The organism is Xanthomonas cannabis (assembly GCF_040616535.1).
Classification (GTDB): domain Bacteria; phylum Pseudomonadota; class Gammaproteobacteria; order Xanthomonadales; family Xanthomonadaceae; genus Xanthomonas; species Xanthomonas cannabis.
Window position 1 is genome coordinate 2,844,108 of record NZ_CP136580.1, and the last position, 24,870, is coordinate 2,868,977.

General features: G+C 60.3%; 25 protein-coding genes and 1 pseudogene. 3 read left to right on the forward strand and 23 right to left on the reverse strand.

What is annotated here, in order from left to right; all coding sequences use genetic code 11:
- The first annotated feature begins 171 nt into the window (after nt 1-171).
- Nucleotides 172-1,449: a carbohydrate porin gene (locus tag RZV17_RS12140; RefSeq protein ID WP_179453946.1), complete on the forward strand. Its 1,278-nt coding sequence runs from the start codon at nt 172-174 to the stop codon at nt 1,447-1,449.
- A 794-nt stretch (nt 1,450-2,243) separates the two neighbouring features.
- Here RZV17_RS12140 and RZV17_RS12145 read toward each other — a convergent pair.
- The 9 genes from RZV17_RS12145 to RZV17_RS12185 all read right to left on the reverse strand — a co-directional run bounded on the left by RZV17_RS12145 (nt 2,244) and on the right by RZV17_RS12185 (nt 8,865).
- On the reverse strand, nt 2,244-2,639 hold the full coding sequence (locus RZV17_RS12145) for a DUF3224 domain-containing protein (RefSeq protein ID WP_338122373.1): 396 nt from the start codon (nt 2,637-2,639) through the stop codon (nt 2,244-2,246).
- A gap of 825 nt (nt 2,640-3,464) precedes the next feature.
- A complete protein-coding gene (locus RZV17_RS12150) occupies nt 3,465-4,247 on the reverse strand; it encodes an enhanced serine sensitivity protein SseB C-terminal domain-containing protein (RefSeq protein WP_221194584.1) in 783 nt (260 codons plus the stop codon).
- A 109-nt stretch (nt 4,248-4,356) separates the two neighbouring features.
- Nucleotides 4,357-4,761 carry a hypothetical protein gene (locus RZV17_RS12155; RefSeq protein ID WP_184371049.1) on the reverse strand — a complete coding sequence of 135 codons (405 nt, stop codon included), beginning with the start codon at nt 4,759-4,761 and terminating at the stop codon, nt 4,357-4,359.
- 63 nt (nt 4,762-4,824) lie between these two features.
- A complete protein-coding gene (locus RZV17_RS12160; RefSeq protein ID WP_184371051.1) occupies nt 4,825-5,346 on the reverse strand; it encodes a DUF2314 domain-containing protein in 522 nt (173 codons plus the stop codon).
- Between the two features lie 1,189 nt (nt 5,347-6,535).
- The gene (locus RZV17_RS12165; protein WP_355603719.1) at nt 6,536-6,787 is read right to left on the reverse strand and encodes a hypothetical protein; all 252 of its coding nucleotides are present in this window, start codon (nt 6,785-6,787) and stop codon (nt 6,536-6,538) included.
- Nucleotides 6,788-6,865: 78 nt separating this feature from the next.
- Nucleotides 6,866-7,273 (reverse strand): DUF4279 domain-containing protein, encoded by a 408-nt coding sequence (locus RZV17_RS12170; RefSeq protein WP_184371054.1) that lies wholly within the window; start codon nt 7,271-7,273, stop codon nt 6,866-6,868.
- Nucleotides 7,274-7,330: 57 nt separating this feature from the next.
- Nucleotides 7,331-7,735, reverse strand: coding sequence for a hypothetical protein (locus RZV17_RS12175; protein WP_184371056.1), 405 nt, complete (start codon nt 7,733-7,735; stop codon nt 7,331-7,333).
- 57 nt (nt 7,736-7,792) lie between these two features.
- Nucleotides 7,793-8,110: a hypothetical protein gene (locus RZV17_RS12180; protein ID WP_184371058.1), complete on the reverse strand. Its 318-nt coding sequence runs from the start codon at nt 8,108-8,110 to the stop codon at nt 7,793-7,795.
- Between the two features lie 404 nt (nt 8,111-8,514).
- Nucleotides 8,515-8,865, reverse strand: a complete 351-nt coding sequence (locus RZV17_RS12185; RefSeq protein ID WP_355603724.1) for a hypothetical protein — start codon at nt 8,863-8,865, stop codon at nt 8,515-8,517.
- A 600-nt stretch (nt 8,866-9,465) separates the two neighbouring features.
- Between RZV17_RS12185 and RZV17_RS12190 the strand changes: the two are divergent.
- A pseudogene (locus RZV17_RS12190) lies at nt 9,466-9,555 on the forward strand (xanthomonadin biosynthesis protein); the annotation flags it as partial.
- Between the two features lie 62 nt (nt 9,556-9,617).
- Here RZV17_RS12190 and RZV17_RS12195 read toward each other — a convergent pair.
- The 13 genes from RZV17_RS12195 to RZV17_RS12255 all read right to left on the reverse strand — a co-directional run bounded on the left by RZV17_RS12195 (nt 9,618) and on the right by RZV17_RS12255 (nt 22,151).
- Nucleotides 9,618-10,705, reverse strand: a protein-coding gene (locus RZV17_RS12195; protein ID WP_355603727.1) for an IS3-like element ISXcd1 family transposase whose coding sequence is annotated in 2 segments (ribosomal slippage) — nt 9,618-10,453 and nt 10,453-10,705 — 1,089 coding nt in all. Because the reading frame shifts where the segments join, the coding sequence is not laid out codon by codon here.
- Between the two features lie 271 nt (nt 10,706-10,976).
- Nucleotides 10,977-11,372 carry a hypothetical protein gene (locus RZV17_RS12200; protein ID WP_355603730.1) on the reverse strand — a complete coding sequence of 132 codons (396 nt, stop codon included), beginning with the start codon at nt 11,370-11,372 and terminating at the stop codon, nt 10,977-10,979.
- A gap of 403 nt (nt 11,373-11,775) precedes the next feature.
- On the reverse strand, nt 11,776-12,303 hold the full coding sequence (locus tag RZV17_RS12205; protein ID WP_355603733.1) for a hypothetical protein: 528 nt from the start codon (nt 12,301-12,303) through the stop codon (nt 11,776-11,778).
- 109 nt (nt 12,304-12,412) lie between these two features.
- Nucleotides 12,413-12,874 carry a hypothetical protein gene (locus RZV17_RS12210; protein WP_184371066.1) on the reverse strand — a complete coding sequence of 154 codons (462 nt, stop codon included), beginning with the start codon at nt 12,872-12,874 and terminating at the stop codon, nt 12,413-12,415.
- Nucleotides 12,875-12,959: 85 nt separating this feature from the next.
- A complete protein-coding gene (locus tag RZV17_RS12215) occupies nt 12,960-13,403 on the reverse strand; it encodes a GNAT family N-acetyltransferase (RefSeq protein WP_184371068.1) in 444 nt (147 codons plus the stop codon).
- A gap of 109 nt (nt 13,404-13,512) precedes the next feature.
- Nucleotides 13,513-13,926 (reverse strand): hypothetical protein, encoded by a 414-nt coding sequence (locus RZV17_RS12220; protein WP_355603738.1) that lies wholly within the window; start codon nt 13,924-13,926, stop codon nt 13,513-13,515.
- A gap of 113 nt (nt 13,927-14,039) precedes the next feature.
- Complete coding sequence (locus tag RZV17_RS12225) at nt 14,040-14,492, reverse strand: hypothetical protein (RefSeq protein WP_184371070.1); 453 nt, start codon at nt 14,490-14,492, stop codon at nt 14,040-14,042.
- 921 nt (nt 14,493-15,413) lie between these two features.
- Nucleotides 15,414-16,382: a protein translocase subunit SecF gene (secF, locus tag RZV17_RS12230; protein WP_047695026.1), complete on the reverse strand. Its 969-nt coding sequence runs from the start codon at nt 16,380-16,382 to the stop codon at nt 15,414-15,416.
- Between the two features lie 113 nt (nt 16,383-16,495).
- Complete coding sequence (gene secD / locus RZV17_RS12235) at nt 16,496-18,340, reverse strand: protein translocase subunit SecD (protein ID WP_047695025.1); 1,845 nt, start codon at nt 18,338-18,340, stop codon at nt 16,496-16,498.
- Between the two features lie 333 nt (nt 18,341-18,673).
- Nucleotides 18,674-19,027, reverse strand: a complete 354-nt coding sequence (gene yajC / locus RZV17_RS12240) for a preprotein translocase subunit YajC (RefSeq protein WP_047695024.1) — start codon at nt 19,025-19,027, stop codon at nt 18,674-18,676.
- A gap of 131 nt (nt 19,028-19,158) precedes the next feature.
- Entirely contained in the window at nt 19,159-20,304 is a 1,146-nt protein-coding gene (gene tgt / locus RZV17_RS12245; RefSeq protein WP_184386042.1) for a tRNA guanosine(34) transglycosylase Tgt, read from the reverse strand.
- Between the two features lie 69 nt (nt 20,305-20,373).
- A complete protein-coding gene (gene queA, locus RZV17_RS12250; protein WP_355603745.1) occupies nt 20,374-21,444 on the reverse strand; it encodes a tRNA preQ1(34) S-adenosylmethionine ribosyltransferase-isomerase QueA in 1,071 nt (356 codons plus the stop codon).
- A 275-nt stretch (nt 21,445-21,719) separates the two neighbouring features.
- A complete protein-coding gene (locus tag RZV17_RS12255; RefSeq protein ID WP_011259127.1) occupies nt 21,720-22,151 on the reverse strand; it encodes an Lrp/AsnC family transcriptional regulator in 432 nt (143 codons plus the stop codon).
- Nucleotides 22,152-22,271: 120 nt separating this feature from the next.
- On the opposite strand from RZV17_RS12255, the gene RZV17_RS12260 reads away from it, so the two are divergent.
- Nucleotides 22,272-23,768 (forward strand): aminotransferase class III-fold pyridoxal phosphate-dependent enzyme, encoded by a 1,497-nt coding sequence (locus RZV17_RS12260; protein ID WP_355603752.1) that lies wholly within the window; start codon nt 22,272-22,274, stop codon nt 23,766-23,768.
- 278 nt (nt 23,769-24,046) lie between these two features.
- On the opposite strand, the gene RZV17_RS12265 is transcribed toward RZV17_RS12260, so the two are convergent.
- Nucleotides 24,047-24,754: a glycosyltransferase gene (locus RZV17_RS12265; protein ID WP_355603755.1), complete on the reverse strand. Its 708-nt coding sequence runs from the start codon at nt 24,752-24,754 to the stop codon at nt 24,047-24,049.
- Nucleotides 24,755-24,870: the final 116 nt, after the last annotated feature.

Below are 24,870 nucleotides of genomic sequence, written 5' to 3' on the forward strand. Positions count from 1 at the left end.
CAACCCGCGGCGGCAGACATCTGCCGCCACATCCGACGCGCCGGACGCGCGTCACCCCTGATTGCTGTTACCGCCGCGCCGCGTAGTGATCGCGCGCCGCCAGCGGCTTGCCCATGCCCTTGCTGTCGCGTTCGCCACCTCGGCCACGCCCTCTTTGTTCGGAGTCCTGCCATGTCCGCCCTGCTCTCCCACCGCGCTTCCCATCGTCTGCTGTGCCTGTCGCTTGCCATGGCGCTGGCCCCCTTGGCCCACGCGCAGGATGCCGCCGATGCCTTCAAGCTCAAGCTGGGCTACACCGGCGAAGCCGCCTCGATGATCGATGGCGGCCGCAAAAATGGCGACGCCTACGCCGGCCAGCTGATGGTCGGCACCGATGTCGACATGGACCGCCTGTTCGGCTGGGGCGGCGCCACGGTCAAGCTGCAAGTCTCCAACCGCCACGGCACCAATCTGTCCAACAGCAGCATCGGCAACAGCACCTCGGTGCAGGAAATCTATGGCGGCCAGGGCACGCGCCTGGCCAACTTCACCCTGCTGCAAAAACTCTTCAACGACCGCCTGGAACTGGAAGCCGGCCGCAGCGTGGCCAACATCCACTTCCTCGGCTCGGACCTGTGCCAGTACTTCCAGGGCAACTCGGCCTGCGGCAACCCCACCTTCGTGTTCCGCACCAGCAACTTCACCTACTGGCCGGTCTCCAGCTGGGCCGCGCACGCCACCGCCTGGGTCACGCCCAAGGTCTATGTGCACGTGGGCGCCTACGAGGTGAACCCGGTGCAGGCGCAGGACGGCCAGCATGGCCTGAAATGGAGCACCGACGACACTACCGGCGTGGTGGTGCCCTACGCCATCGGCTATAAGAACAAGGGCGGCGACGGCACGCTGGCGGCGATGTACGAACTGGGCGGCTGGCAGGACAACTCCGACTACACCGACCCGCTGCGCGACCGCAACGGCAACCCCGCCGTGCTCAGTGGCCTGGGCTATGAAAACAAGCAAGGCCGCTCGGGCCTGTTCGGCCGCTTCGAACAACAGGTCACCAACCCGGACCCGTCCGGCACCCAGGGCCTGACCGTCTTTGCCGCCGTCCTCAAGAGCACCGGCGGCCAGGCCATCGAAGACCACTTCGTGCAACTGGGCCTGGTACAGAAAGGCACCTTCGCCAGCCGCCCGCAGGACAACATTGCGTTCGTGATCACGCAGCAGAAATACAGCGACGAAGCGATCGAAAACCTGCGCCTGGCGCGCGCCTCGGCCGGCGGCACCGGCACCCCGGCCGACAACCAGATCATGATGGAGCTCAGCTACGGCATCCAGGTCACCAAGCGCCTGCGCATCGCCCCCAACCTGCACTACGTGATCAACCCCGACCAGTTCAACGAACCCACCCGCACCAACGATCTCAAGAACGCGTTGATTGCGGGCATGCGGATCGATTGGAATCTGTGACGCTTAGAGAAGCTGCGAGCATCGCTCGCACGCTTGGCCTCCGCCATTGCCTAAAGTGAGTGGCGGGTGCGTTGCATCTGACTGCAGTGCAACGCATTGCGTCGATTCGGTTGGCCTGGGCATTTGCCGGTAGCCGACGAATTCGATGAGCCGCATAAGCGTGATCGCACGCGATGAGGTTTTATCGGCCTACCCGGTCGCGCGCAGCCAGCGCTGGCCACGCCAGATCACGCGACAGCAGATGCCAAAGTTGTAATGACCCACCACTGCCTAACGCCTGAATTGAGCCGAGTTGCGAAGCAACTTCAGTTTGAATGAGTTGTTAGGGCTTACCTTAGATGCTCCACTCGCAGTGATATAGATCTCGGAAGGGTCAAATGGCAGGCAGTAAGCAGAGCGAAGCGATGTGTGCCGCTGGATTTGCCAATTGATTGATGCCTCACCCAGAGGGCGCTACGACACGACTCAAGTTGTACCCGCCAGTTGATCCATTAGTAAAGACGGCTCTGAGCAAGTACAGCTGTGTGCGATCGGGACAGACAAAGTCAAGGATGACAAGAGCGCTACGAGATCGCCAAACTCAGTGTAATGAGGCAGTGCATCACCAAATCGATGGCACCTTTCTCTGCGGTTGAGTACGAAACACCCGCAACCATGGCCGCGCAGGCGATGCCGCACCCAGACGCGTCTGTCTGAACGATTCTACGCATGTTGAAATCTGCAAGAGCGTTTTGACGTTTAAGCAAGCAGCTGTGGCGGGCCAGTTTGAGCGAGGGACTAGGCGGCCCTGCGCGCTACGGAAGCGTGTACTCGAATTCGTAGCTGTGTTTGCCAGCTGTGATGTGGATGTTGAAGTCACCGGCCAGACCAACAAGCTCACCAGTACCGGAATCAGGAACCACGGTGACCGATAGGCTTGGACTTCCTTGGTTCATTGTTCCGGTGTGTTGAAGGACAAAGGTTCCTTTCTTGCCCTTTAAGGAGCCTTCGACGATCTCCATGGCGACGTACCCAGCTGAGCCCTGGGTTAAAGTCATCGCGCTCAGCATCTGACCTTTGCTCGTCGCGACCAGATCACCGGATATCGTCTTGTCGATGGACATTCGACCGAGCGCTGAACCTTCGGCTTGACCCTCAAAGGCAAGCGGCAGCAGCTTGACTACAAATTCCCCCCTGGCGACTTCATTCACGACGGGTGGCCTCGTTGAGTGCTGATTTGAGTGTGCCTGCGCCGCCGAAGCAACCGATGCGAACAGGACAGCGAAGAGGAATGGGCGCATTGATGATTTGCTACCTGACGCTTGAATTAAGCCGAGTTGCCAAGCGGCGTCGGCTTGAATGAGTTGTTAGGCAACAAGTGGCCGCAAAGGTTGAGCGTTGCAAGCATGCTCCCCAACACTGCCGCCTGATCCGAGTGTGCCACAGGTTATGAGATAGAGCTTACCCAACAATTCCCATACGCATGATGCAACCGAAGTCAAGCGTAAAGAGTACTGCACGGCAACGACGTACGAGGGCGAAGCACGAGCCCTACCGACACGAGTGACGGTGACTGCTAACCGGCCCACCGCATGCACACCTGCGAGCTTACCGAAGCCTGGCCCACCAGCTGACTTGCTCCACCACGGCCTAACGCTTGAATTAAGCCGAGTTGCGAAGCAACTTCGGCTTGAATGGGTTGTTAGGCGGTGAGTGACCGCAAAGGTTGGATGTTGCAACCCTGCTCCCCAGCACTGCCGCCTGGACCGAGTGTTGCCACATGTTGTAGGTTGGAGCTTGCCCAGCGATCCCGAGGCGCGTGGTGCCCCGAAGCCAAACGCAAGGAACGTAGCGCGGAAACGACCTGCCAAAGCGAAGAACCGAAGCCACCCCAATCCACAACGGCGATGACTACCGCCCGGAGCCGACTGCATGCATGCCTGTGCACTCGCCAAAGCAGCAAACATCAATGCACCCGCTACGCCGCCGCTTAACGCATGAGCTAATCTATGCGCTTGAGCGAATATTTACTCTCTTCAGGACGAGAAGATCGAACGAATTCTTGCGGTCCACGAACGTTCATAGAATGGTTTTACGGAATCGATGAAGTAACTGCTCAGACCAGCGTCGCCCCGTTGCACCCGAGTCAAATCGACCATCTCCCCACTCGGCACTGTGTCTGCTGCGATTGCGCCGGCCTCTCGGATAGCCACTCCGAGTTCTCCATCGCCCTCAATGCCAACGAGAAGTGTAGGTGCCGATGAAGCTGCGGGATCGTGCATCAAGCAAAGATAGGCTGCACGAACATTCGGGTGTTTTCCGAAAAGCTTAGAAAGTGAACCAACCATCCGGATCGGATACTTCGCTGGTTGACCCAAAACAACCTTTGTCTCTTTCTCAACCACCCTCTGATCTGCGATGTAATTTACGCCCACTGTTAGAAGAGCGTCAATCTCTCTAGGGAAAAACTCCCTCCCGTAGCTCACTCCTGGATTAAGGACAAGGGTTGCACCTCGCGTGATCTCAAAAAAGCTTCGTGAAGGCATCGCCACATAGCGCGATTCGTCCCTCAATACGCTCCGCAGCGCTTCAAGGCTCGTGAAGAAAGGGATGAAGGGCGCTCCGTCGGATTTCTCAAAGTTGACTAGAGAGATTTTCGCGCCAGCGGGAATCGTGCCTTGACCATCACCAGGTGCGTCCGTATATCCGATAACAAAGATCTCCGAGTCAAGCAGAACCCTATAAAAGTCAGGTCGCGAAGCGGGCTCGTCGGCCGCTCGGGCAAGTGCTTCTTCTAGCGGATTCTTCGGGATGTCCATGATCTCTCCAAAGAGCATAATGTTTGACAAGAGCTACGGCCAGCGGGGTACCCCGTTGGATGTCAGCTCGATAGAAGGGTTAGACGGCGCTTCGCCGCCGTTCCAGCCCCTAATCTGGCTTAATTCCGGCTCCGGAGATCGCTGCGTGAAGGGCTGCCATCATATCTGTTGGGCACTCAATCTCGTAGTTGCGCTTGAAGATGGCAAGCCATTTCCGCTTTTCGAAAGCTCTGAGCCATAGACCCCATTCGTTGGTTCCGTGTCCAGGCGCGCCATTAGCCCTTAGGTTGTAAATCGCAATCTCAACAAACCTTCCATCGTTAGATCTTCCGAAGACCATCCACCCCCAGTCTTCGTCAGCGAAACCCATGGTTAATGATGAGCTGCTCATGCCATTCGCTAGAAGCTCGGCTACATCCTTTCCATAGAACCGATTGCCCGCATTAGCATCTTCGGGAATATCTCCCTTGTAGTCGAACAGTTCTGTTCTGAAGCGAATACTATGATCACGCATCGTTGTGGTGCCTAACGCCTGATTTAAGCCGCGCTGCGAAGCGGCGTCGGTTTGGACGAATTGTTAGGGCGTAGGCAGCGGCGCATAGCTGCTCACCCCGATGTAGCGATCATAAGGCTCGCGCTCGGCTGCAGGAAGGCGGTTCCGTTGAATACGAAGCGAGTAACCGCCATGCATAACGCCCGATCTGATCAAAGCCCAATCCGCTACTTCCGATTCCAGCACGAATTTCTTTGTGCCAGGGGAAAGATCAGTGAACTCGGGCGGCGCTTCGAAGACGGAAGCGTTGAACCCATAGGGCGTGGCGGAGTCTATGCTTAGCCAAAGCCACATCCCGCCACATGTCGGATCACAGATGTATGTCTTTACCATTGGCGGGACATCAGTCGGTGTCTCATCGGCTAGGAGCCGATGAAAGTGGCTTAGCGAGCCGTGAGCTGCTCGGGCGGCGCCCGCAAGCTCACCGTTGGGCATTGCCATAAACAGAGGTTCACTTTGTGGTTGCTCAAATTTGCTGGTGGCATCGGCTCGGCCAAGGCCCAGCATGCCACGTACGAACACAAGGATCTTGCCGACGTAGCTCACTCCCACTGCCCCCTAACGCTGGAATTAAGCCGACCCGCGAAGCGGGTCGGCTTGAATGAATTGTTAGGCGGCCAGCGACTACGGCTGACGTGCCCCAGTGATCTTGCCTTGCTCGGTGCTGCCGAACAGACCATATGAAACATGTGCGCCGCTAAAGCGACTACCTGAAACGCTCCCTACCAGCGAAGTGTATGCATCGCAGAGCTCAGAAGACAGAAGCAACTCTAGCCGACCATCCGAGTAGTTGTACGCGGGCTTGGAGAAGGACAAGCCTCCCGGCGAGACCACGACCGCCTTAAACCATTCCCCAGACAGGCAGGTGTTGGCAGACTCTGTGGTAAGGATGACTACAGACTCACGGATCGCGTCGTTTCCCAGTGCGTTGAACTGCCACTGGCCGGCAATCTGTGCAGGCGAGGACTCTAGTCCCGTGGTGTGCAAGTCACCGACAAGCGGAGCTGTGGAGCAGCCAGCGGCCGACACGAGGAGTGCTGCGAGACCGAGAACATTTCTCATGGCTGCCTAACGCCTGAGTTAAGCCGCGCCGCGAAGCGGCGTCGGCTTGGACGAATTGTTAGGACGCTACTCGACGTAATGCCCCAGAGCGGACGTACGAACGCGGACCGCGATGGCTGAGCCTACACCGAGTGGAGATCTAGTACAAAAACTCACGAAGCCAGCGGTTTCCGTCTTGACTTTCAGGTTGGTGCAGCGTCTTGACGGCCACGATGAGATGACTCGGCCGACCTGAAGAGTTGTGTTGCCTACCGCCATGGTGAAGAAGATGCCGAAAACGAAACACGAAAGGAAGAAAACTGCTGCCGACAGGATTGTGGCCTGCACGACTACATTGGAAGCGTTGATCTTTGCGGCGCGCGTCACCCTCGGATGTACGCTCCAATGGCCTACTAGGTACCGGTGAAAAGGAAGCCAGACGGCGAGCGACGCGCACAGGGAGAGCAGTAGATAGAGCTTGTTTGGAGAGAATCGGAAGCCGAGCGGAATAACGAAAGCGCAGACCGCGATAGTAAGGAAAATTACGAATGTGCGCATAGGTTCAGTGCCGCCTAACGCTTGAGTTAAGCCGAGTTGCGAAGCAACTTCGGCTTGAATGAGTTGTTAGGCCCCGGCAGCTGCCACCGGGGGCTCAATAACCAAGCATAGAGCAAGAACCGGTGCTTGAGCCGAGCTACAACTCGTCAAGTGCGCGAATGTTGTGCCGGCGGACAATCTGGCTAGACGAGCGATCTACGACCAGGTAGAAGGGCAAGAAATATTGCGCGTGGTTGGAGTAGACAATCCTACCGGCCGCGTTCTCTGAGTCCTTAAAGAAGCCGAAGCCCAGGATCTGTTCTGCCTGAGCTACCGTCATGCCCGGTAGCACCTGATCCCAGAGATGCTTGAGTTCGCGATGACGGAAGTAGCGACGAAGGTTGAACACAGGTCCTAACGCCTGAATTAAGCCGACACGCGAAGCAAGTTCGGCTTGAATGAATTGTTAGGGCCCAACCTCGGATGCCTAATCGCCTGCATGATAGATGTCCAAGTCCAAGGATATACCCCGTTGTGCGAGCGCAAGTAAAGCCTTTGATGACAACGGCAGACCGTCGTTGCCGCTAGCCATAAAGATGCCGCAGAAAAGATCAGGCTCATAGGGAGCAAGGCTAGCCCAAACTGTTAAATCAGGAGTGAGCATGCTGAGGATCTCAAAGACTTGGCTTTCAAGGTCTGCCGGCTGCCTAGCGGTTGCACTGAGACGCCAGCATCCCGTTTTTGAGATGCGCGTACGGTCTTTGCTAACGCGAAGCACCTCACCCTTGAGCTGTGAGCCGCTAGGAGAGTGGCCTAGCAGAGAAGTCACATGACTTGGGACCAGATCATCCCCGGCAAATCTTAGATTGGCTGTGGAAGACTCGAGGATTCCCATTGGTCCTAACGGCCGAGTTAAGCCATGCCGCGAAGCGGTATCGGCTTGAACGAATTGTTAGGCGGCATGCGCGAGGTAGTGAAGGATGTATCCCGAATACACGAGTGAGCCAGCCGCCAGCTCTGCTTTGAAGCAATCGTTGAGAGCAGCCTCAGTACGGAAGCCGTACTCCGGAAGCCTTTGCCCAGCAAAGCTTGCCAGTCGCCAAAGGTCAAAGCCATGGGTCTCTCCGTGCACACCGAAGTCGAAGTCTACCGCCCCACTGGGCAGTTTGACCGAACAGCCGTAGCCATGTTTGAAGTACGGGACGTCGCCTGTGAGCGTGCCGCGTTGAGGAATGCCGTTAGCTGCCCAGTCTCTATTTGTGGCGGGTAGGTCTATACCCGAATTACGCATGAGTTCAACAGCCTTGCGGACAGCACTTTGATAGTCGGAAATTAGACAAGCGAGATTGCTGTTCATGCTGCCTAACGCCTGAATTGAGCCGCGCCGCGACGCGGCGTCGGCTTGGATGCGTTGTTAGGGCGCATCATCAGGCTCCCAGCGACGATAGACAAGATACTCCAATGGAGGGAGTGAATTGGGAAAAGGGGCAGCCACATGCTGCTCGTCCAAGTCCCAGAAGTTAGAAAAGTCACCGATGACCTCCGCAGCAGCACATGAGCAACTATCCTGCGCTTGGCCTTGGGCTTCGCCGTCGTACTCAAAGCGCAGCCGAACAATGCATGCGGTTTCATCCGCCTCAATCGAAGCTTGGCGTAGCTGCGGATGGACCTCGCCCCAGAGGCCGCGGACCAGTGACAGAACTAAAGCCTGACGTGACGCGATGCTGCTCATGCGGCCTACACAAGAATTAAGCCGCGCCGCGAAGCGACGTCGGCTTGAATGAATTGTTAGATGGCATCACGGAGAGTAAGGGGTGCGCCCTTTCCTCTGGAGAGCCTTCTCCCATCGCAGAACGATACTGCGCAATGGCTCTTCACTGTCATCTTCATATGCATCAACCACTTCTTGCTCTTCCTGTGATAACTGAAGTACCGCTTTCATGCAGTCGCACGAAACAAGCTGATCTCCACAAAATGGGCAGCGCTCCTTCAGGCAATAAAGCTCGTGAAATTTGCCCACTTCACAACCGCAGTCTGGGCAATTTTCTTCGGCCACAGTAATCGCTTCATGTAATCTAACACCTGAGTTAAGCCGACCTGCGAAGCGGGTTCGGCTTGAATGAATTGTTAGCACCCTTATAGGTGGTCAATGGAGCTGACCAGTATCTCTGCAGGAGCGCCCGACATGTGTCCGCAACCACCAAAGCGTGGATCTGGCGCATGAAGCGTACCTAGCACCGACACCCGATGACCATCCAACTTCTCTAGGCCTCGCTCGTTGAGCTGCACACTACCCGAGCCGGTGCTGAGCCAAATGCTGGAACTCGCTTGCCCAAATGGCTCGACGTCACGTCCTTCTGCTTTTGGATAGTGCCAAATAGCGACGTGCTCAAACTCGAAGTGCAGGATGCCATGGATAGCGACAGGCACACCGGCGAGGCGATCCAGTTGGTCCAGCGCTTCATTGACGGACAGCGAATCTGTCATAGGGTGCTAACGCCTAAATTAAGTCGACCCGCGAAGCGGGTTCGGCTTGAATGAATTGTTAGGCAGCAGCCACGCGCCCGTAATCTGGTCGCTCGTACAGCTTAGGAAGTTCCTTTGAACACCAAGGAAGCACACACCGCGCGTGTACTTTGGCTTCCGGGTCAACTTGAACACAAGTTTAGATGCAGTAAGCGCCACTCCACTGGCCGATCTAATCGGAGTAAATGACAAGGACGCAATCGGGCCGACCCAATAATTACATTGTAAGAGCTCATCGTGCGCGCTTAGAGTGGCCTCGATTAGATCAGGTCTCTGCAAAAATGCGCCTAACGTTGCATGTTTCTTGGTCAAGTTAATCTTCTCGTACAGGTCGTAAAGTGCCTGGCGGTCTGCATCGTCAAGCCTAGGAAACCGAGAAGTATCACTAGAAGCGCACGCGTCGTTCTGTGCCACGGCTGGCAGCGATGCTGCAACTCCAAGAAAAAACCCCATCGAGATTGCGAGTGTCTTCACATGCTGCCTAACGCTTGAATTAAGCCGAGTTGCGAAGCAACTTCGGCTTGAATGAGTTGTTAGGCAGTGAGTGGCCGCGAAGGTTGGATGTTGCAACCCTGCTCCCCAGTACTGCCGCCTGCCCCGAGTGTGCCACAGCTTGCGGGATGGAGCTTGCCCAGCGATGCAGCGGCGCGTGGTGTCACCGAAGCCAGACGCTGGGGTAATCCCCCCGCTTTGAGCGTTCGCCAAAAGTGGAGCTAGGCGGCCATCGCCAATTTCATTGCTGGCGTGATACCGCCGAGCGCCATGTTGGGGCGCTCATGGTTGTACGTCCATAGCCAGCGCGTGGCCTTGTCCTGAACCTGCTCGATGGTGTCGAACAACGTTGTGGCCAGCCAGGCGTAGCGGACGGTGCGGTTGTAACGTTCGACATAGGCATTCTGCTGCGGCTTGCCTGGCTGGATGTGCTCGATCCGAATCCCGCGCTGCTGTGCCCAAGCTAGCAGCGCGCCGCTGATGTACTCCGGGCCGTTGTCGCAGCGAATGGCGTTTGGCTTGCCGCGCCAGTCAATGATCTGTTCCAACGAGCGGATCACCCGGGCCGATGGCAGCGATAAGTCGACCTCGATGCCCAGACCCTCACGGTTGAAGTCATCGAGCACATTGAACAACCGGAAGCTGCGGCCGTCGGCCAGCTGGTCGTGCATGAAATCCATCGACCAGACCTGGTTGATCGTCTCCGGCACCGCCAACGGCTCTGGCCGCTCGCGCACCAGCCGCTTCTTCGGCTTGATCCGCAGGTTCAACTCCAGCTCCCGATAGATGCGGTACACCCGCTTGTGATTCCAGCCAAAGCCCTTCACGTTGCGCAGGTGCAGAAAGCACAGGCCGAACCCCCAATCACGAGAGGTTGTGGTCAACCGCACCAGCCAATCGGCAATCCGGGCGTTCTCCTCGCTGGCCTTGGCTTGATAGCGAAAGCAGGTCTCGCTCACCGCAAAGGTCCGGCAGGCATGCCGGATGTTCGTGTGGCCACCATCTACGGCCCATCGGGCCATCTCCCGGCGTTGAGATGGCCTCACCATTTTTTTGCCATCGCCTCCTTCAGCAGGTCGGCGCTGAGCTGGGCATCGGCGTACATCTTCTTCAGGCGCCGGTTCTCGTCCTGCAGCTCCCTGAGCTGGGACATCAGCGATGCGTCCATGCCGCCGAACTTGCTGCGCCACTTGTAGAACGTCGCCGAGCTGATGCCGTGTTCCCGGCACAACTCCGGCACGGGCGTGCCGGCCTCGGCCTGCTTGAGGACGGCAATGATCTGGCTGTCGGTGAAGCGGGATGTCTTCATGGAACCTCCTCGGAAAAGGGTACGAGAAAATTCCACTTCTGGCGTCAGCTAACCTGTGGGGGGATTACCCAATAAGCGCATCGCGGCAACCACGTGCAAGAGCGAAGCGCTCAGGCTGCCGCCGCCGGTAACAGAGATGACTACTACCCGGAGCCCACCGCACGCACGCCAGCGAACTTATCGAAGCAGCAACCTCTAACGTATCTGCTCCACCACCGCCTAACGCATGAATTAAGCCGAGCCGCGAAGCGGCCTCGGCTTGAATCAATTGTTAGCCGCCTGCGACAACATTTTGGGACCGACCAGACCAAAAATTGTTGAGCCCTCGCCACGACCGAAGGCTTTCGGGACCTAGGTAGCCAGCAAGTGTCTCTGGATCGATGCCCGCATTGCCCCAGGCATTTTGAATGGCCTCCAAAATACCGATGGTAGCGAACTCCTTGACCCAGGCGGAACCATCAATATGTAGGCGCTCAATTGCAGCAGCCAAGGCTGGGAAGGCCAATGAATCGCCGGCTCTGTACAGTACAAGCAAGTGATTGGCCAGCTTTCCGGCAGCGACATACAAGAGGTCGTTGCCGTACTCGTGCAGGTGCGCCCCCCAAGCGGAACGGAAAGAAGGACAGGCCTCAACGATGTAGAGCATGGCTTGAGATTGCTCGATCATGTGCGATGCGGCTAACGCTTGAATTAAGCCGAGTTGCGAAGCAACTTCGGCTTGAATAAGTTGTTAGGCAGTGAGTGGCCGCAAAAGTTAGATGTTGCAACTTTGCTCCCCAGCACTGCCGCTTGAGCCGAGTGTGCCACAGGTTGTGAGATGGAGCTTGCCCGGCGATGCAGCGGAGCGTGATGCCACCAAAGCCAAGTGCAATGAGCGCAGCGCACCCACAACGTGCGAAGCCGAAGCACCGGACTCACCGCAACCCATGACAGCAGTGACTGCCTCCCGGAGCTGACCGCATGCGTGCCAGCCCACTCACCGAAGCTGCAGCCACCAACTGACTTGCTCCACCACGGCCTAACGCCTGAGTTAAGCCGAGCCGCGAAGCGGCGTCGGCTTGAATGAATTGTTAGACCTTAGCGCGAAGGTTTGCGTCTGCAAGCGATTGGAAGAATGCAGCCACTAGTTCGTTGAACCAGGAACACGCGAGCTGGCATTGTTCGATCTCTGCATCCGAGACCTGAAACTCTTCGCAGGTTTTCGGATGCGTAATTCTGTTGCGTACAGCTTGCGCCGTTAGGAAGGCTTGCCACCCTTTACCGCCTATCCCAAGGTCATACGTTCCTCCAAAATACTTGCCGAGCACACGAAACGTAAATCGGATGTTCTCCGGGAGGCGAAGAAACTTCACTTGCTCCTTCACCTCGCCATTTGCCTTGAGATCATAGGAAATGTCTGACAACAGTTCGAACTCGCCTCTAGCGAGGAGCTTCGGGCGTGACCCAGCCGTTGGCGCGATAAGCAAGGTTTCTTTGAGCGCCCAGATGCAGCCCTCCATCATCGCAAACACGTTGCGCACATATGCGCGCCGCGTGAATTGAGTGTTGTCGCTGTGGAGGAGCCGCTCGGCCCATGCTGCATCCTCGAACATGGGCATCAATCTGCTCGTTAGATCCCCAAACTTCAAAAATTTCTCCCTAAGGTCTAACACCTGAGTTAAGCCGCGCCGCGAGGCGGCGTCGGTTTGAATGAATTGTTAGCCTGCACTACGCGAATGCTTCCGCCGCCTCAATCGCCACCTGCAGGATGGCCTTGCCCTTCACTCCAAGTAGATCCCCAAGGATTTCCTTCAAGCTCTCCAGCAGGGTCTTCAGCAACCCCAGCGACTTTTTGAGCGGCCGAGTCTTTCTGGAAGTCTCGGGCTCGGCAGGGTCCTCCCATTCATACGAATTGTATGGAAGGTCCACTAACGGCCCCTGGAACTCAATGATAGCTCGTACTTCGAGATGCAGTAGCTCTGCTACATCACGCGTTGCCTTACGCTTGTACAAAGCCAACCAAGCCGCGTGTATTTCGCTTGTGTCACCGCCCATGAGAAGCGCAGAAAACGAGTTCGCCTGCCACTCGATCAGTGGTCGTGAGTTGGTTCTCCACGAGCGTGAACGTTCCCGACTGATCAACGCGCCGTACGCCAGCGCTCGTTCTAGATCTTCGATAAACGTTGCCATGCTCTCTCCCTTTGCAAGCTAACACCAGAATTAAGCCGACCCGCGAAGCGGGTTCGGCTTGAATGAATTGTTAGGGCCGTACCCATTACGGCTCCCACATGTGATCAATCATACCCTCGGGCGGCTCGCTGAGATTGGTCTCTTTGAACCCCAACTTGGTAAGTATGCGGCGAGATGCAACGTTGTCTGGTGTGGTGGCCGCGAATATTTTTGGTTGGCCTCCAGCTGTAAAAAATAATACAAGCGCGGCCCCTGCTGCAGCAAAGCCGGTGCCATTGCCCCAATAATCCTTTCCAAGCCAATAGCCGAGCTCTAGGTCGCAGTTGTTGCGTCGGCAAATTTGCACGTAGCCAACGGGAATTCTTTCGGCGCCTACGCGAACAATGTGTCTCACATAGTTCTCGCCGTCGTCGATCGCCTTGGAGCACCAGGCGTGAGCATCGAATGGTTGCGGAATTTGAGGGATGTGCTGAAAGATCTCGGGGTGCCGGCCAAGATGAGCAATGGTGTGCAGGTCATCTGCCTCCATTGGCGTTAGGCAGATTTGATCTAATGCAGCACACGCTTGGATTACTCCCATAGGGCCCTAACGCCTGAATTAAGCCGACCCGCGAAGCGGGTTCGGCTTGAATGAATTGTTAGGCACCACTGAGAGCGGAAAGAAAATCACGCTCGCCGTCAGAGCCCCACCACGGAACAGAGACCTTACCGCCGAGGCCACGCAACTGACGCAGCAACTCAAGCAAGGACTGAATCTCACGCGGGCCCCAGCCAGATCCCATCCGATAGTCCAACGCTAGCCTATCAGTGAAAGCGAACATTCCCAAGTCGGGAATAGGGCAATCAGTGCCGGCAATACCACCAAGAACGACGTGGAAGGCCTCGACTGCTGCAGATGCGACAAGAACGGCGTCGTCAGGGCCGGAGAATGGCTTTTCAGACTGAGACTCCTTGACCCAAACGTAGCCGCCATTGACGGTCATATTCCGAGCGCCGCGATCGTAAAGGTGCTGGAACGCCACAGGGACAGCTGACAGATCCGAGAACGTCACCTCGACCTCCGGCAACGACCCATCATCCTTCTCAAAGTACTCGGATAGGTCAATATGGTGCCTAACGCTTGAATTAAGCCGAGTTGCGAAGCAACTTCGGCTTGAATGAGTTTCTAGGCTGCGCCCAGCTCTAATGCAGCGCCCATGACAGACTCTACCTCTAATGCCGTCGTCCAAGCGATCTGAGGCGGCTCCATTGCAAGTACGTCCACAATATCACCAGCTGAGAGTATGCAGTAATGGGTTGGGGTGAGGCCGAAGGTAGTTGCGTGCATTGAGCCTGCCGCCCACAGCGAGCCTTCTATCTGCAGAAACGGGAACGTCCAGTGACTGCCGGGAGACTTAGGGGGCGCTGACGAGCCGGGCTGCACAAGCCACCGATGAGAGAACTCCTCATACGTTGTTACTGCTTCGAAAGCCTCGAAGCGCAGAACGAGCAACTTTTCATCTCCGAAATTGCCATCACAGACAATGGTCATTGCTCCGGTTAGATGCTGCAGAACGAACACGCCTGCTAGGAACTCAGGGACCTGCTCAACTGGGAACCATCGGTTGAAGGTTTGCATGAATTTTATGCGGCCTAACACCTGAGTTAAGCCGCGCTGCGAAGCGGTGTCGGCTTGGACGAATTGTTAGGCACCGCCGACACCTACAATAACGCATATTGCTGGTGTGGTTAGGAACCAAACAACTGGCAGCCAGACGAGCTTACGTGCCCGAAGCCACAGCGGCTTGAGGTGGGGTGGGATGGTAGACGACGGCCGTGCGATCCAGCTCAGCTCACGAAAATTATTGTGATAGCCAGGACCAAGACCAGGAAATTGCGTGAGGTCTTCCCAGGTAGATCGATCAACGGCCAAAAGATCTCGACGAAAGCGGATGTTGAGTAGGACGCCAGCCTAGCCGGCAAGTGGAAGGCTACCCCCGGCATAGAGCGTGGTCAGCCACTCTCGTGAACCGACCACGCCGAAACGCAGCAAAAGAACCCAAGCTGCCAAATTTCCCATGCAACAAATAGCCATCGAACTCTCATGCGGTGCCTAACAACTATTGGACCGCCGAAATGCGGTGTTGCACTGAGTATCTTCGATCGCTGGTGCTTTGTGAACGGGGAAATCCTGACCGGGGTCACGGGATTGCACGATGGCAAGCGGACGCTTTCGGTGTTATCCAGCAAGGACGCAGGTGTATGAGATGCACCCCCAAAAACAGCGGCGTAACAGACACGTGCAGCGCCCTGGCTACTCGATCAGGTGCGCGACCGCCTGCGGATATGGCACTACAGCCTGCGCACCGAGCAGGCCCCTCTGAGCTGAATACGGCGCTTCATCCTGGCCAGCGGCAAGTGCCATCCGGCGCAGATGGGCCAGGTTCAAAATCTCGAATAGCGGCGTCACAGCGCACAACCGTGCACGCACGGCGTCCACCGCCACAAACAAAAAAACCGCGCAATGCGCGGTTTTTTCGTCAGACCTTTTACCAACCGATCAGGGACGACGCGCCAGCGCCTCCACGTCCTTGGCCTTGGGCAGCAGGTCCTGCTTGGTCACCGCAAACGGGCCGATGCTCAGCATCGGTACGGCCACGATCACCGAGGAGATCACTACGATCACCGCACCGATCATGTGGGTCTCGGCCAGGCCCTCCATCGACTCGCCGCCGTAGATGTACAACGCCATCGCCGACAGGAAGAACATCACCGCGGTGATGACCGTGCGCGACAGCGTCTGGTTGATCGAGCGGTTGAGCACTTCCAGCGGCTCCACGCGCAGGGCGCGGAAGTTCTCGCGCACGCGGTCGAACACCACGATGATGTCGTTGATGGCAAAGCCCATCACCGACAGCAGGCCGGCCAGCACGGTCAGGTCGAACTCGCGGCCGGTCAGCGACACGTAGGCCACCGTCAGCAGCAGGTCGAACAATGCGGTCAGGCTGGCCACCACGGCAAACTTCCACTCGAAGCGGAACGCGATGTAGATCAAGAAGCCCACTAGCATGAACACCGTGGCGTACACGCCGTTCAAGGCCAGGTCCTTGCCGACCTGCGGGCCGACGAACTCGCCCGGCTGCACGGTGGCCGGGTTCTGCTCGGTGCTCACTGCCTTGCGCACTTCTTCGGCGACCGTGCGGGCCGCATCGTCGCGGTTGTTGTGCTGCTCGCGGGCCTGCAGGCGGATCATCACCTCGTTGCCGCCGCGCGCGTTCTGCACCTGCGCATTCTCGAAGCCGGCCCTGGACAGCTGCTCGCGCACCTGGTCCACGTCCACCGTCTTCTGGAAGCTGGTCTGCACGAGCGTACCGCCGGTGAATTCCAGGGCGTAGTTGAAACCCTTGCCGATGACGATGCCGACCGAGGCGATCGCCAGCACCAGCATCAGGATCAGCACCGGCTTGCGCAGGCGCATGAAGTCGATCTTGGTGTCGTTGGGAATGAGATGGAGCGGGAACAATTTCATGGAAAAGAGCTTCCGTTTAAGACGTCTGCATCGTCAGGACGCAGACGCTTGCGAAGGGATTCATCCCGCGGCCCTGCGCAGCGGGCTGCACGGGCCGGGGCCAGGCTCGCATCTCAGATGGCGACGGATTTCAGCTTCTTGCGGCTGCCGTAGATCAGCACCGCCAGCGCACGCGACACGGTGATCGCGGTAAACATCGACGCGAAGATACCGATCATCATGGTCAGCGCAAAACCCTTCAACGGGCCGGTACCGAACGCGTACAGGGCCACCGCCACGATCAGGCCGGTGAGGTTGGCGTCGAGGATGGTGCCGCCGGCCTTTTCGTAACCTGCCGCAATCGCCGACTTGGGCGGCACGCCCAGGCGCAATTCCTCGCGGATACGCTCGTTGATCAGCACGTTGGCGTCCACCGACAGGCCGACCGACAAGGCCAGACCGGCAAAGCCCGGCAGCGTCATGGTGGCGCCGAACAGCGACATCACCGCCACCACGATCAGCAGGTTGAACAGCAGCGCCACCGAGGTGATCGCGCCGAACACGCGGTAGTAGACGGTGAAGAACACCAGCGTGAACAGGAACGAGTAGATCACGGCGGTGACGCCGCGTTCCACGTTCTCCGCACCCAGGCTGGGGCCGATCACGTATTCCTCGACGAAGTCCATCGGCGCGGCCAGCGAGCCGGATTTCAGCAGCTTGGCCAGGTTTTCCGCTTCGGTCTTTTCCAGCCCGGTGGTCTGGAAGTTCTTGCCGAACACACCCGCAATGCGGGTTGGCGACAGGGCTTCTTCCTTGACCCGCACGCTGCGCACTTCCTTGCCGTCGACCATGGTCACGGTGGGAATGCGCTCGATGTAGACCACCGACATCAGCTTGCCGACGTTGGCGCTGGTGTAGTCGAACATGCGCTGGCCGGCCACGTTGTTGAGCGTCACCGCCACTGCGGGCATGCCGTTCTGGTCGGTGCTGACCGACGCGCTGACCATCTGGTCGCCGGTCACCAGCGCGCGCTTGTTCAACAACACCGGCGCGCCGGTATCGCGCACGCGGTAGACCTTGGCCTCCGGCGGAATGGTGCCGCTACGCACGGCGTCTTCGGCATTGCCTTCGACCACTGCGCGGAATTCCAGCGATGCGGTGGCACCGATCAGGCGCTTGGCCTCGGCGGTGTCCTGCAGGCCGGGCAGTTCGACCACGATGCGGTCATCGCCCTGGCGCTGGATGGTGGGCTCGGACACGCCCAGCGCATTGACGCGATTGCGCAAGGTGGTGAGGTTCTGCTCGATCGCGCCACTGGCGATCTGCTTGAGCTCGGCTTCCGGCACCTTCACCGAAATGGTCTGCCCGCTGACGTCGTAGGTCAGCAGCGGCTGCGCCTTGGCCAATGCGACGCGTGCGGCATCGGCACTGGCGCCCTCGCCCAGGCTGACCTGGATGCTGTTGTCGCCACGGCGCTCGACCGAGCGATACGCGATGCGGGCGTCGCGCAAGGTGGTGCGGATGTCTTCGGCAAAGCCGTCGATGCGCTTTTCCACCGCCGCCTTCTGGTCGACCTGCATGGCGAAGTGCACGCCGCCAACCAGGTCCAGGCCCAGCACCATCGGGCGGCCGCCCAGCTTGGCCAGCCACTCCGGCACGGTGGACGCCAGGTTCAGCGCCACCGTGTAGTTCTCGCCCAGTTGCTGGCGCAGCACGTCGTTGGCACGCGTCTGCGCCTGCAGGTTGGGCAGGCGCACCATCAGGCTCTCGCCTTCCTTGGTCACCGCCTTGGGAGTGATGCCGGCAGTCTTGAGTTCGGCATCGATGCGGCTGCGCAACGCGTCGTCGAGCTGCGCGCCACGACTGGCGGTGATCTGCACCGACGGGTCTTTCTGGTAGATGTTGGGCAGCGCATACAGCGCGCTGACCGCCAGCACCAGCAGGATCAGGAAATACTTCCAGCGAGGAAATTCGAGCATTGCGACAGTCCCGCGCTGCACCATCCCGGCGCCGCGCCTAGCAGTGAGAACGACTTCAAGCGGCCAATACAGCGTCGCGAGCAGTCATCCGGTGGATGCGAGCAGTGCGCGAAGCCGGCACGCCCGTGAGGCGCAGAACAGCTTCGTGCACCGACTGCGCCCGCCTGACGGTGCGCGCAGCTGTGGTGTTGCAGGTCGTGCGGTGCAGCGAGGTCGTGCGCGGCGGTTGCAGGCATCGGCAGCGCGGCGAGCCGCAAGTGTACGAGCGGTCCCTGCCGTTTTCGAGCAGCAGCCAGCAGCGCCGGCCGGTGCCCGTAGTGCCGACGGCGCGACTCAGCTGGCCGACTTCAACGTGCCCTTGGGCAGCACGTGGCCCACGGCGCTCTTCTGCACGCGGATGCGCACGTTGTCGGCCACCTCGATGCTGATGAAGTTGTCGCCGATGTCGGTGATCACGCCGGCAACGCCACCGGAGGTGATGACTTCGTCGCCACGTGCCAGCTTCTCCAGCAGCGACTTGTGCTCCTTCTGACGCTTCATCTGCGGGCGGATCATCAGGAAGTACATGACCGCGATCAGGATGATTGGCAGCGCGAAGGTGGACAGGCCACCCATCGGGCCGGCTGCCGGCGCGCCACCGGTGGCTTGCGCCTGGGCGACGGGGATCAGGAAATCGAGCAAATTCATTCAGTGCATCCTAGTTTGGTGCCAGCGCGCCAACGGGCCCACTCGCTATTCAGGTACCGCCAGGGCGGAACAGCCGGGAATTATGCCATGCAGGTTCCAACGCGTCCGCGCCAGGGCGCGGGCGGCAGGGTTCAGCTGGTTTCCCCCGGCAACGGCGGCGTGGTGGCGCCGCGTGCCGCATAGAAGGACCGCCGGAACTCCACAAAGGTTCCCGAGGCGATCGCCGCGCGCATGTCGGCCATCAGCTTTTCGTAGTACCAGAGGTTGTGCAGGGTGCCCAGCATCGGCGCCAGCATCTCGTTGCAGCGGTCCAGATGGCGCAGGTAGGAACGCGTATAGCCGCTGCTGCAGGCGTGGCAGCCGCAGCCCGGCTCGATGGTGTCCAGGTCGCGCTCATACTTGGCGTTACGGATGCGCACGGTACCGAACGAGGTGAAATAGTGGCCGTTGCGCGCATTGCGGGTGGGCATGACGCAGTCGAACATGTCCACGCCGCGGGCCACGCCCTCGACCAGGTCCTCGGGCCGGCCCACGCCCATCAGGTAGCGTGGGCGGTCGGCCGGCAGCTGCGGGTGCAGGTGTTCGAGCATGGCATTGCGCTCGTGTTCGGGCTCGCCCACCGCCAGCCCGCCAATCGCGTAGCCATCGAAGCCGATGGCATGCAGGCCGTCCAGCGAGCGGCTGCGCAGGTCCGGGTGCACCCCGCCCTGCACGATGCCGAACAGCGCGGCATCGTTACCCAGCCCGTCGTGCGCCTCGCGCGAGCGCTGCGCCCAGCGCAGGCTCAGTTCCATCGAGCGCCGCGCCACCTCCTCGGTGGCCGGGTACGGCGTGCACTCGTCGAAGATCATCACGATGTCCGAATCGAGCACCTTCTGAATCTGCATGCTCTCCTCGGGGCCCAGAAACACCCGCGCCCCGTCGGTGGGCGAGGAAAACGTCACACCCTGCTCGGTGATCTTGCGGCGATGCGCCAGCGAGAACACCTGGAAACCACCGGAATCGGTAAGGATCGGCCCGTCCCAGCGCGCAAACCCGTGCAGCCCGCCGTGGTCGCCGATCACATTCAGGCCCGGACGCAGATACAGGTGGAAGGTATTGCCCAGGATGATCTCCGCCCCCAGCGCGCGGATCTGCTCGGGCAGGATGCCCTTGACCGACCCATAGGTACCCACCGGCATGAACGCCGGCGTTTCCACCGTGCCGCGCGGAAAGGTCAGGCGGCCACGCCGGGCATGGCCGTCGGTGGTCTGGAGCTGGAACTGGAGTCGGGACATTGAAAGGCCGGGATTGGAAATTGGGGATTCGGGATTGGCAAAAGCGAGAAGGCGGCGAGCGGAGTGCTGTTACGAATCCCCACTCCCGACTCCCCAATCCCTGCTCCACAGCAACATCGCATCGCCATACGAAAAGAAGCGATAGCGCTGTTCGATGGCGTGTTGATAGGCGGCGAAGATGCGCTCGCGGCCGGCGAAGGCCGAGACCATCATCAGCAGCGTGCTTTCGGGCAAATGGAAGTTGGTGACCATCGCGTCGACGCTGCGGATGCGGTAGCCGGGCAAGATGAAGATCTGGGTTTCGCCGGCGAACGGCAGCAGTTCGCCCTCGGGCGCGGCATCGCTGGTGCGCCAGGCGCTTTCCAGCGAGCGCACCACGGTGGTTCCAACCGCAATCACCCGGCCGCCGCGTGCCCGGGTACGGCGCACCTGCTCGACCAGCGCGGCACCGACATTGAGCCATTCGGTGTGCATCACGTGCTGGTCGAGCGCATCCACGCGTACCGGCTGGAAGGTGCCGGCGCCCACATGCAAGGTGACATGGCCGAACTCCACCCCGCGCTCGCGCAACCGCGCCAGCAACGCCTCGTCGAAATGCAGGCCGGCGGTGGGGGCAGCCACCGCGCCGACTTCGCGCGCGAACACGGTCTGGTAGCGCTCGCGGTCTTCCACCCCTGGCTCGCGGCGGATGTACGGCGGCAGCGGCAGGCGCCCGGCTTCCAGCAGCCAGTGCTCCAGTGGTGTGGGAATGTCGAAGCGCAGCAGATAGAACTCGCCGTCGCGGCCCAGCACCTCGGCCTGGCCGCCGGCATCCAGCGCGATCAGGCTACCGGCCTTGGGCGACTTGCTGGCGCCGATCTGCACCCGAGCCTCGCGCTCGCCGAGCAGGCGCTCGATCAGGATTTCCACCCGCCCGCCACTGGCCTTCTGCCCGAACAGCCGCGCCGGGATCACCCGGGTATCGTTGAAGATCAGCAGATCGCCCGGCTGCAGCAGCTCGGGCAGATCGCGCACCTGGCGGTCGCTGAAGGCGGCCGGCACCGGCGGCACCACCAGTAGGCGGCTGGCCGCACGCTCGGCCAGCGGCGCCTGGGCGATCAGCTCGTCGGGCAGGTCGTAATGGAAATCGGACTTCTTCAAGGCGAGGCGGTACAGCGGTTTGGGGGCGCTAGTTTAGCGGGACATGCTGAGGACATCCTTCTCCCATCGGGAGAAGGTGGCGCGCAGCGCCGGATGAGGGTACGGGCGAAGCACTATTGGCGTTCGAGCACACGGGGCTTCGCCCCGTACCCTCACCCCAACCCCCGCTCCGCGCCCCCGCCCGCGCTTGCGGCGCGGGCGCTCCAAGGCACGCGCGCCAGCCGTGCCTTCTCGCCCCGCAGGGAGAGGGGCTTTGCTAGCTCCCGATTCCCCATTCACCGCTCGAACTTCGTCGACAAAATGATCGACGTCGTCGTGCGCTCCACCCCATCGATCGCGCCGATGGCGTCGGTGAGCACGTCCATCTCGTTGACCCCGCCGACCACGCCAAGGGCGATCAGGTCGTAGGCGCCGCTGACCGAATGCAGCAGGCGCACTTCAGGGATGTCGCGCAGCGCCTTGACCACGGCCGGCATCTTCTTGGGCAGCACGGTGATCAGGATGTGCGCACGGATGCGGCCCTGCTCGTAGTCGTCGTGGGTGCGCACGGTATAGCCGCTGATCACGCCGTCGCGTTCGAGCTTTTCGATGCGGCTCTGCACCGTGGTGCGCGAGAGCCCGAGCCGGCGCGCGATCTGCGCGGTGGAGGCACGCGCGTCTTCGCGCAGCAGCGATAACAGGCGTTCGTCGGATGGGGTGATCTTCACAATGCGCATTCGTTTCGTCGAATCGCCGAAAATACCGTACTTCCTGCCCAGATTCACGCTGCCAAACGCCGATCTTCTGCCGATAATAGAAGAACAACGCCACCTTGCAGGAGATGCGCCATGTCCGTCCTCGCCCCGCTCGCCCCGCTGCGTGCCCATGCCGGCCGCCGCCTGACCGATGGCCTGGACGATGCCGCCATCGTGCGCCTGGCCGCCAATCACCCTGACCTGCAACACGCCATCACTGCCGCAGCCGCCGAATACGCGCTGGTGCGCGATGAGGCCGCCGACCTGCTCGACCTGGACGAAGACGCCCAGATCGGCGCGGTGCAGGACGGCTTCATCAACTTCTACGCCGACGACGCCGTAACGCCCTATGTGGCGCTTGCCGCACGCGGGCCATGGGTGGTCACGCTCAAGGGCGCAGTGCTCTACGACGCCGGCGGCTACGGCATGCTCGGCTTCGGCCATACGCCGGCCGCGGTGCTCGAGGCCATGGCGCGCCCGCAGGTGATGGCAAACGTGATGACGCCCAGCCTGGCGCAACGCCGGCTCGACCGCGCCCTGCGCGCCGAGATCGGCCACAGCCGCGGCGGCTGCCCGTTCGCACGCTTCATGTGCCTCAACTCCGGCTCCGAAGCGGTGGGCCTGGCCGCACGCATCGTGGATACCAATGCCAAGCTGCACACCGACCCGGGCGCGCGGCATGCCGGCGCCACCATCAAGCGCCTGGTGGTCAAGGGCAGCTTCCACGGCCGCACCGATCGCCCCGGCCTGTATTCCGACTCCAGCCGCAAGACCTACAGCAAATATCTGGCCAGCTATCGCGACGAGGACTCGGTGATTGCGATTGCGCCCTACGATGTGGCCGCGTTGCAACGCGCCTTCGACGAGGCCGCGCGCAATCACTGGTTCATCGAAGCGGTGTTCCTGGAACCGGTGATGGGCGAAGGCGACCCGGGGCGTGCGCTGCCGGCCGAGTTCTACGCCGCCGCGCGTGCGCTCACCCGCACCCACGGCAGCCTGCTGCTGGTGGATTCCATCCAGGCCGGCCTGCGCGCGCATGGCGTGCTGTCGGTGGTGGACTACCCGGGCTTCGAGCAGCTGGACCCGCCGGATCTGGAAACCTATTCCAAGGCACTCAACGCCGCGCAATACCCGCTGTCGGTGCTGGCAGTGACCGAGCACGCCGCGCAGGTGTACCGCAAGGGCACCTACGGCAACACCATGACCACCAACCCGCGTGCGCTGGACGTGGCCTGCGCCACGCTGGCCTTGTTCACCCCGCAGGTGCGCGACAACATCCGCACCCGCGGCGCGCAGGCGATTGCCAAGCTGCAGGCCCTGCAATCGGAGCTGGGCGGCCTGATCACCAAGGTCCAGGGCACCGGCTTGCTGTTCTCGTGTGAGCTGGCGCCGCAGTTCAAGTGTTACGGCGCCGGCTCCACCGAAGAGTGGTTGCGCCATCGCGGCGTCAACGTGATCCACGGCGGCGAGAATTCGCTGCGCTTCACCCCGCATTTTGCGATGGACGAAGAAGAACTGGACCTGCTGGTCGGCCTGATCGCGCGGGCATTGAAGGAAGGCCCGCGCCAGACCCAGGCCGAGGCCGCCTGATCCGGGCGGACGCGCATCGACTGCAGCGCAGTCGATGCGTGCCTGGTGGTAACGCGCCTGCCCCGCCCGGTGGGTGTGACGCGGGGTGAAGCGCTTGCTTTGGGTGACCAGCTGATTGCGATCGTGCTGGCCACGGCAATCAGGGCCTTGCAGCCCGGTCGGCCGTCACGCATCGCAGCGTGATGGCAAGCTGCGCTGCGAAGTACATGACGTCCACGTCCTTTCGCGTGACTGAATGCCACAGCGCCAGACCCAAGGCGTTGCCCGTCGGCCGCCGCTCAGATCGGCACTGCACTCAACTTGCGCCGCAGATAATTGGTCACCGCACGCCGTGGCGATTTTCCCCGCCACGATGCCCAGCACAGGTGCGAGCCCACCGCGGCCTTGCCACCACGATGACCCAAACCGAACCAGGTGCGGTCCGGGTGGAACGCATCGCGCGGCGGAAACACGATGCCCGCAAACTGTGCAGCGTGCGCGTTGTAGAAACGCGTCAACCCGCGCGGCCCGGAAATCATCGGAATCTGACGGTGGTCCTCCAGCGTTTCCGGCGCATGCACGTTGAAGATGTGCTCGATGAACGCGCGCCAGAACGGATGGCCCGCTTCGGAGCCGAACACGGCATTGCCGATCTTGAAGTCGTCGTGGCCCGGAGCGCCTTCTTCGATCGGCAACACGCACTGCTGCGACAGCACGTCCTCACCCAGCGGACGCAACAGTTTGTAATCGGTATCGAAGTAAAACCCGCCATGCGCATGCATATAGGCACAGCGCGCAATATCCGCCTTCATCACGCCGAAGCGGATGCGCTCGTAACGCTCGGCAAACTCCGGGAATGCACGCCGCATCAGTTCCGAATTATCGGCATCATCCCAGAGGTAGCACGTCCATCCAGGCAGCAGGCGCTGCAAACGGTCACAAATCCTGCGCTCCTCCCACAGCAGCTGCTTGGTCGGTGCGGTCAGGTGAAAGAGCTGGGGAATCATGGGCACGGCTCGGTGGGGCTGGGGGAACCGGACCCTGCGCCGTGGCACCGCATTGCAGCGCGTCACGGACACGAGTCCGGCACACCCAACGTAGCCGCATTATCAATGTGACGTAA

What these genes read in the sequence shown, in the direction of transcription:
- tgt (WP_184386042.1), bottom strand. Translation starts at nt 20,304, where the DNA reads ATGTCCCGACTCCAGTTCCAGCTCCAGACCACCGACGGCCATGCCCGG.
- yajC (WP_047695024.1), bottom strand. Translation starts at nt 19,027, where the DNA reads ATGAATTTGCTCGATTTCCTGATCCCCGTCGCCCAGGCGCAAGCCACC.
- RZV17_RS12180 (WP_184371058.1), bottom strand. Translation starts at nt 8,110, where the DNA reads ATGAGCAGCATCGCGTCACGTCAGGCTTTAGTTCTGTCACTGGTCCGC.
- secF (WP_047695026.1), bottom strand. Translation starts at nt 16,382, where the DNA reads ATGAAATTGTTCCCGCTCCATCTCATTCCCAACGACACCAAGATCGAC.
- RZV17_RS12265 (WP_355603755.1), bottom strand. Translation starts at nt 24,754, where the DNA reads ATGATTCCCCAGCTCTTTCACCTGACCGCACCGACCAAGCAGCTGCTG.
- RZV17_RS12200 (WP_355603730.1), bottom strand. Translation starts at nt 11,372, where the DNA reads ATGATCGAGCAATCTCAAGCCATGCTCTACATCGTTGAGGCCTGTCCT.
- RZV17_RS12185 (WP_355603724.1), bottom strand. Translation starts at nt 8,865, where the DNA reads ATGACAGATTCGCTGTCCGTCAATGAAGCGCTGGACCAACTGGATCGC.
- RZV17_RS12175 (WP_184371056.1), bottom strand. Translation starts at nt 7,735, where the DNA reads ATGAACAGCAATCTCGCTTGTCTAATTTCCGACTATCAAAGTGCTGTC.
- RZV17_RS12155 (WP_184371049.1), bottom strand. Translation starts at nt 4,761, where the DNA reads ATGCGTGATCATAGTATTCGCTTCAGAACAGAACTGTTCGACTACAAG.
- RZV17_RS12225 (WP_184371070.1), bottom strand. Translation starts at nt 14,492, where the DNA reads ATGCAAACCTTCAACCGATGGTTCCCAGTTGAGCAGGTCCCTGAGTTC.
- secD (WP_047695025.1), bottom strand. Translation starts at nt 18,340, where the DNA reads ATGCTCGAATTTCCTCGCTGGAAGTATTTCCTGATCCTGCTGGTGCTG.
- RZV17_RS12170 (WP_184371054.1), bottom strand. Translation starts at nt 7,273, where the DNA reads ATGGGAATCCTCGAGTCTTCCACAGCCAATCTAAGATTTGCCGGGGAT.
- RZV17_RS12260 (WP_355603752.1), top strand. Translation starts at nt 22,272, where the DNA reads ATGTCCGTCCTCGCCCCGCTCGCCCCGCTGCGTGCCCATGCCGGCCGC.
- RZV17_RS12215 (WP_184371068.1), bottom strand. Translation starts at nt 13,403, where the DNA reads ATGGAGGCAGATGACCTGCACACCATTGCTCATCTTGGCCGGCACCCC.
- RZV17_RS12140 (WP_179453946.1), top strand. Translation starts at nt 172, where the DNA reads ATGTCCGCCCTGCTCTCCCACCGCGCTTCCCATCGTCTGCTGTGCCTG.
- RZV17_RS12150 (WP_221194584.1), bottom strand. Translation starts at nt 4,247, where the DNA reads ATGGACATCCCGAAGAATCCGCTAGAAGAAGCACTTGCCCGAGCGGCC.
- RZV17_RS12210 (WP_184371066.1), bottom strand. Translation starts at nt 12,874, where the DNA reads ATGGCAACGTTTATCGAAGATCTAGAACGAGCGCTGGCGTACGGCGCG.
- RZV17_RS12205 (WP_355603733.1), bottom strand. Translation starts at nt 12,303, where the DNA reads ATGCCCATGTTCGAGGATGCAGCATGGGCCGAGCGGCTCCTCCACAGC.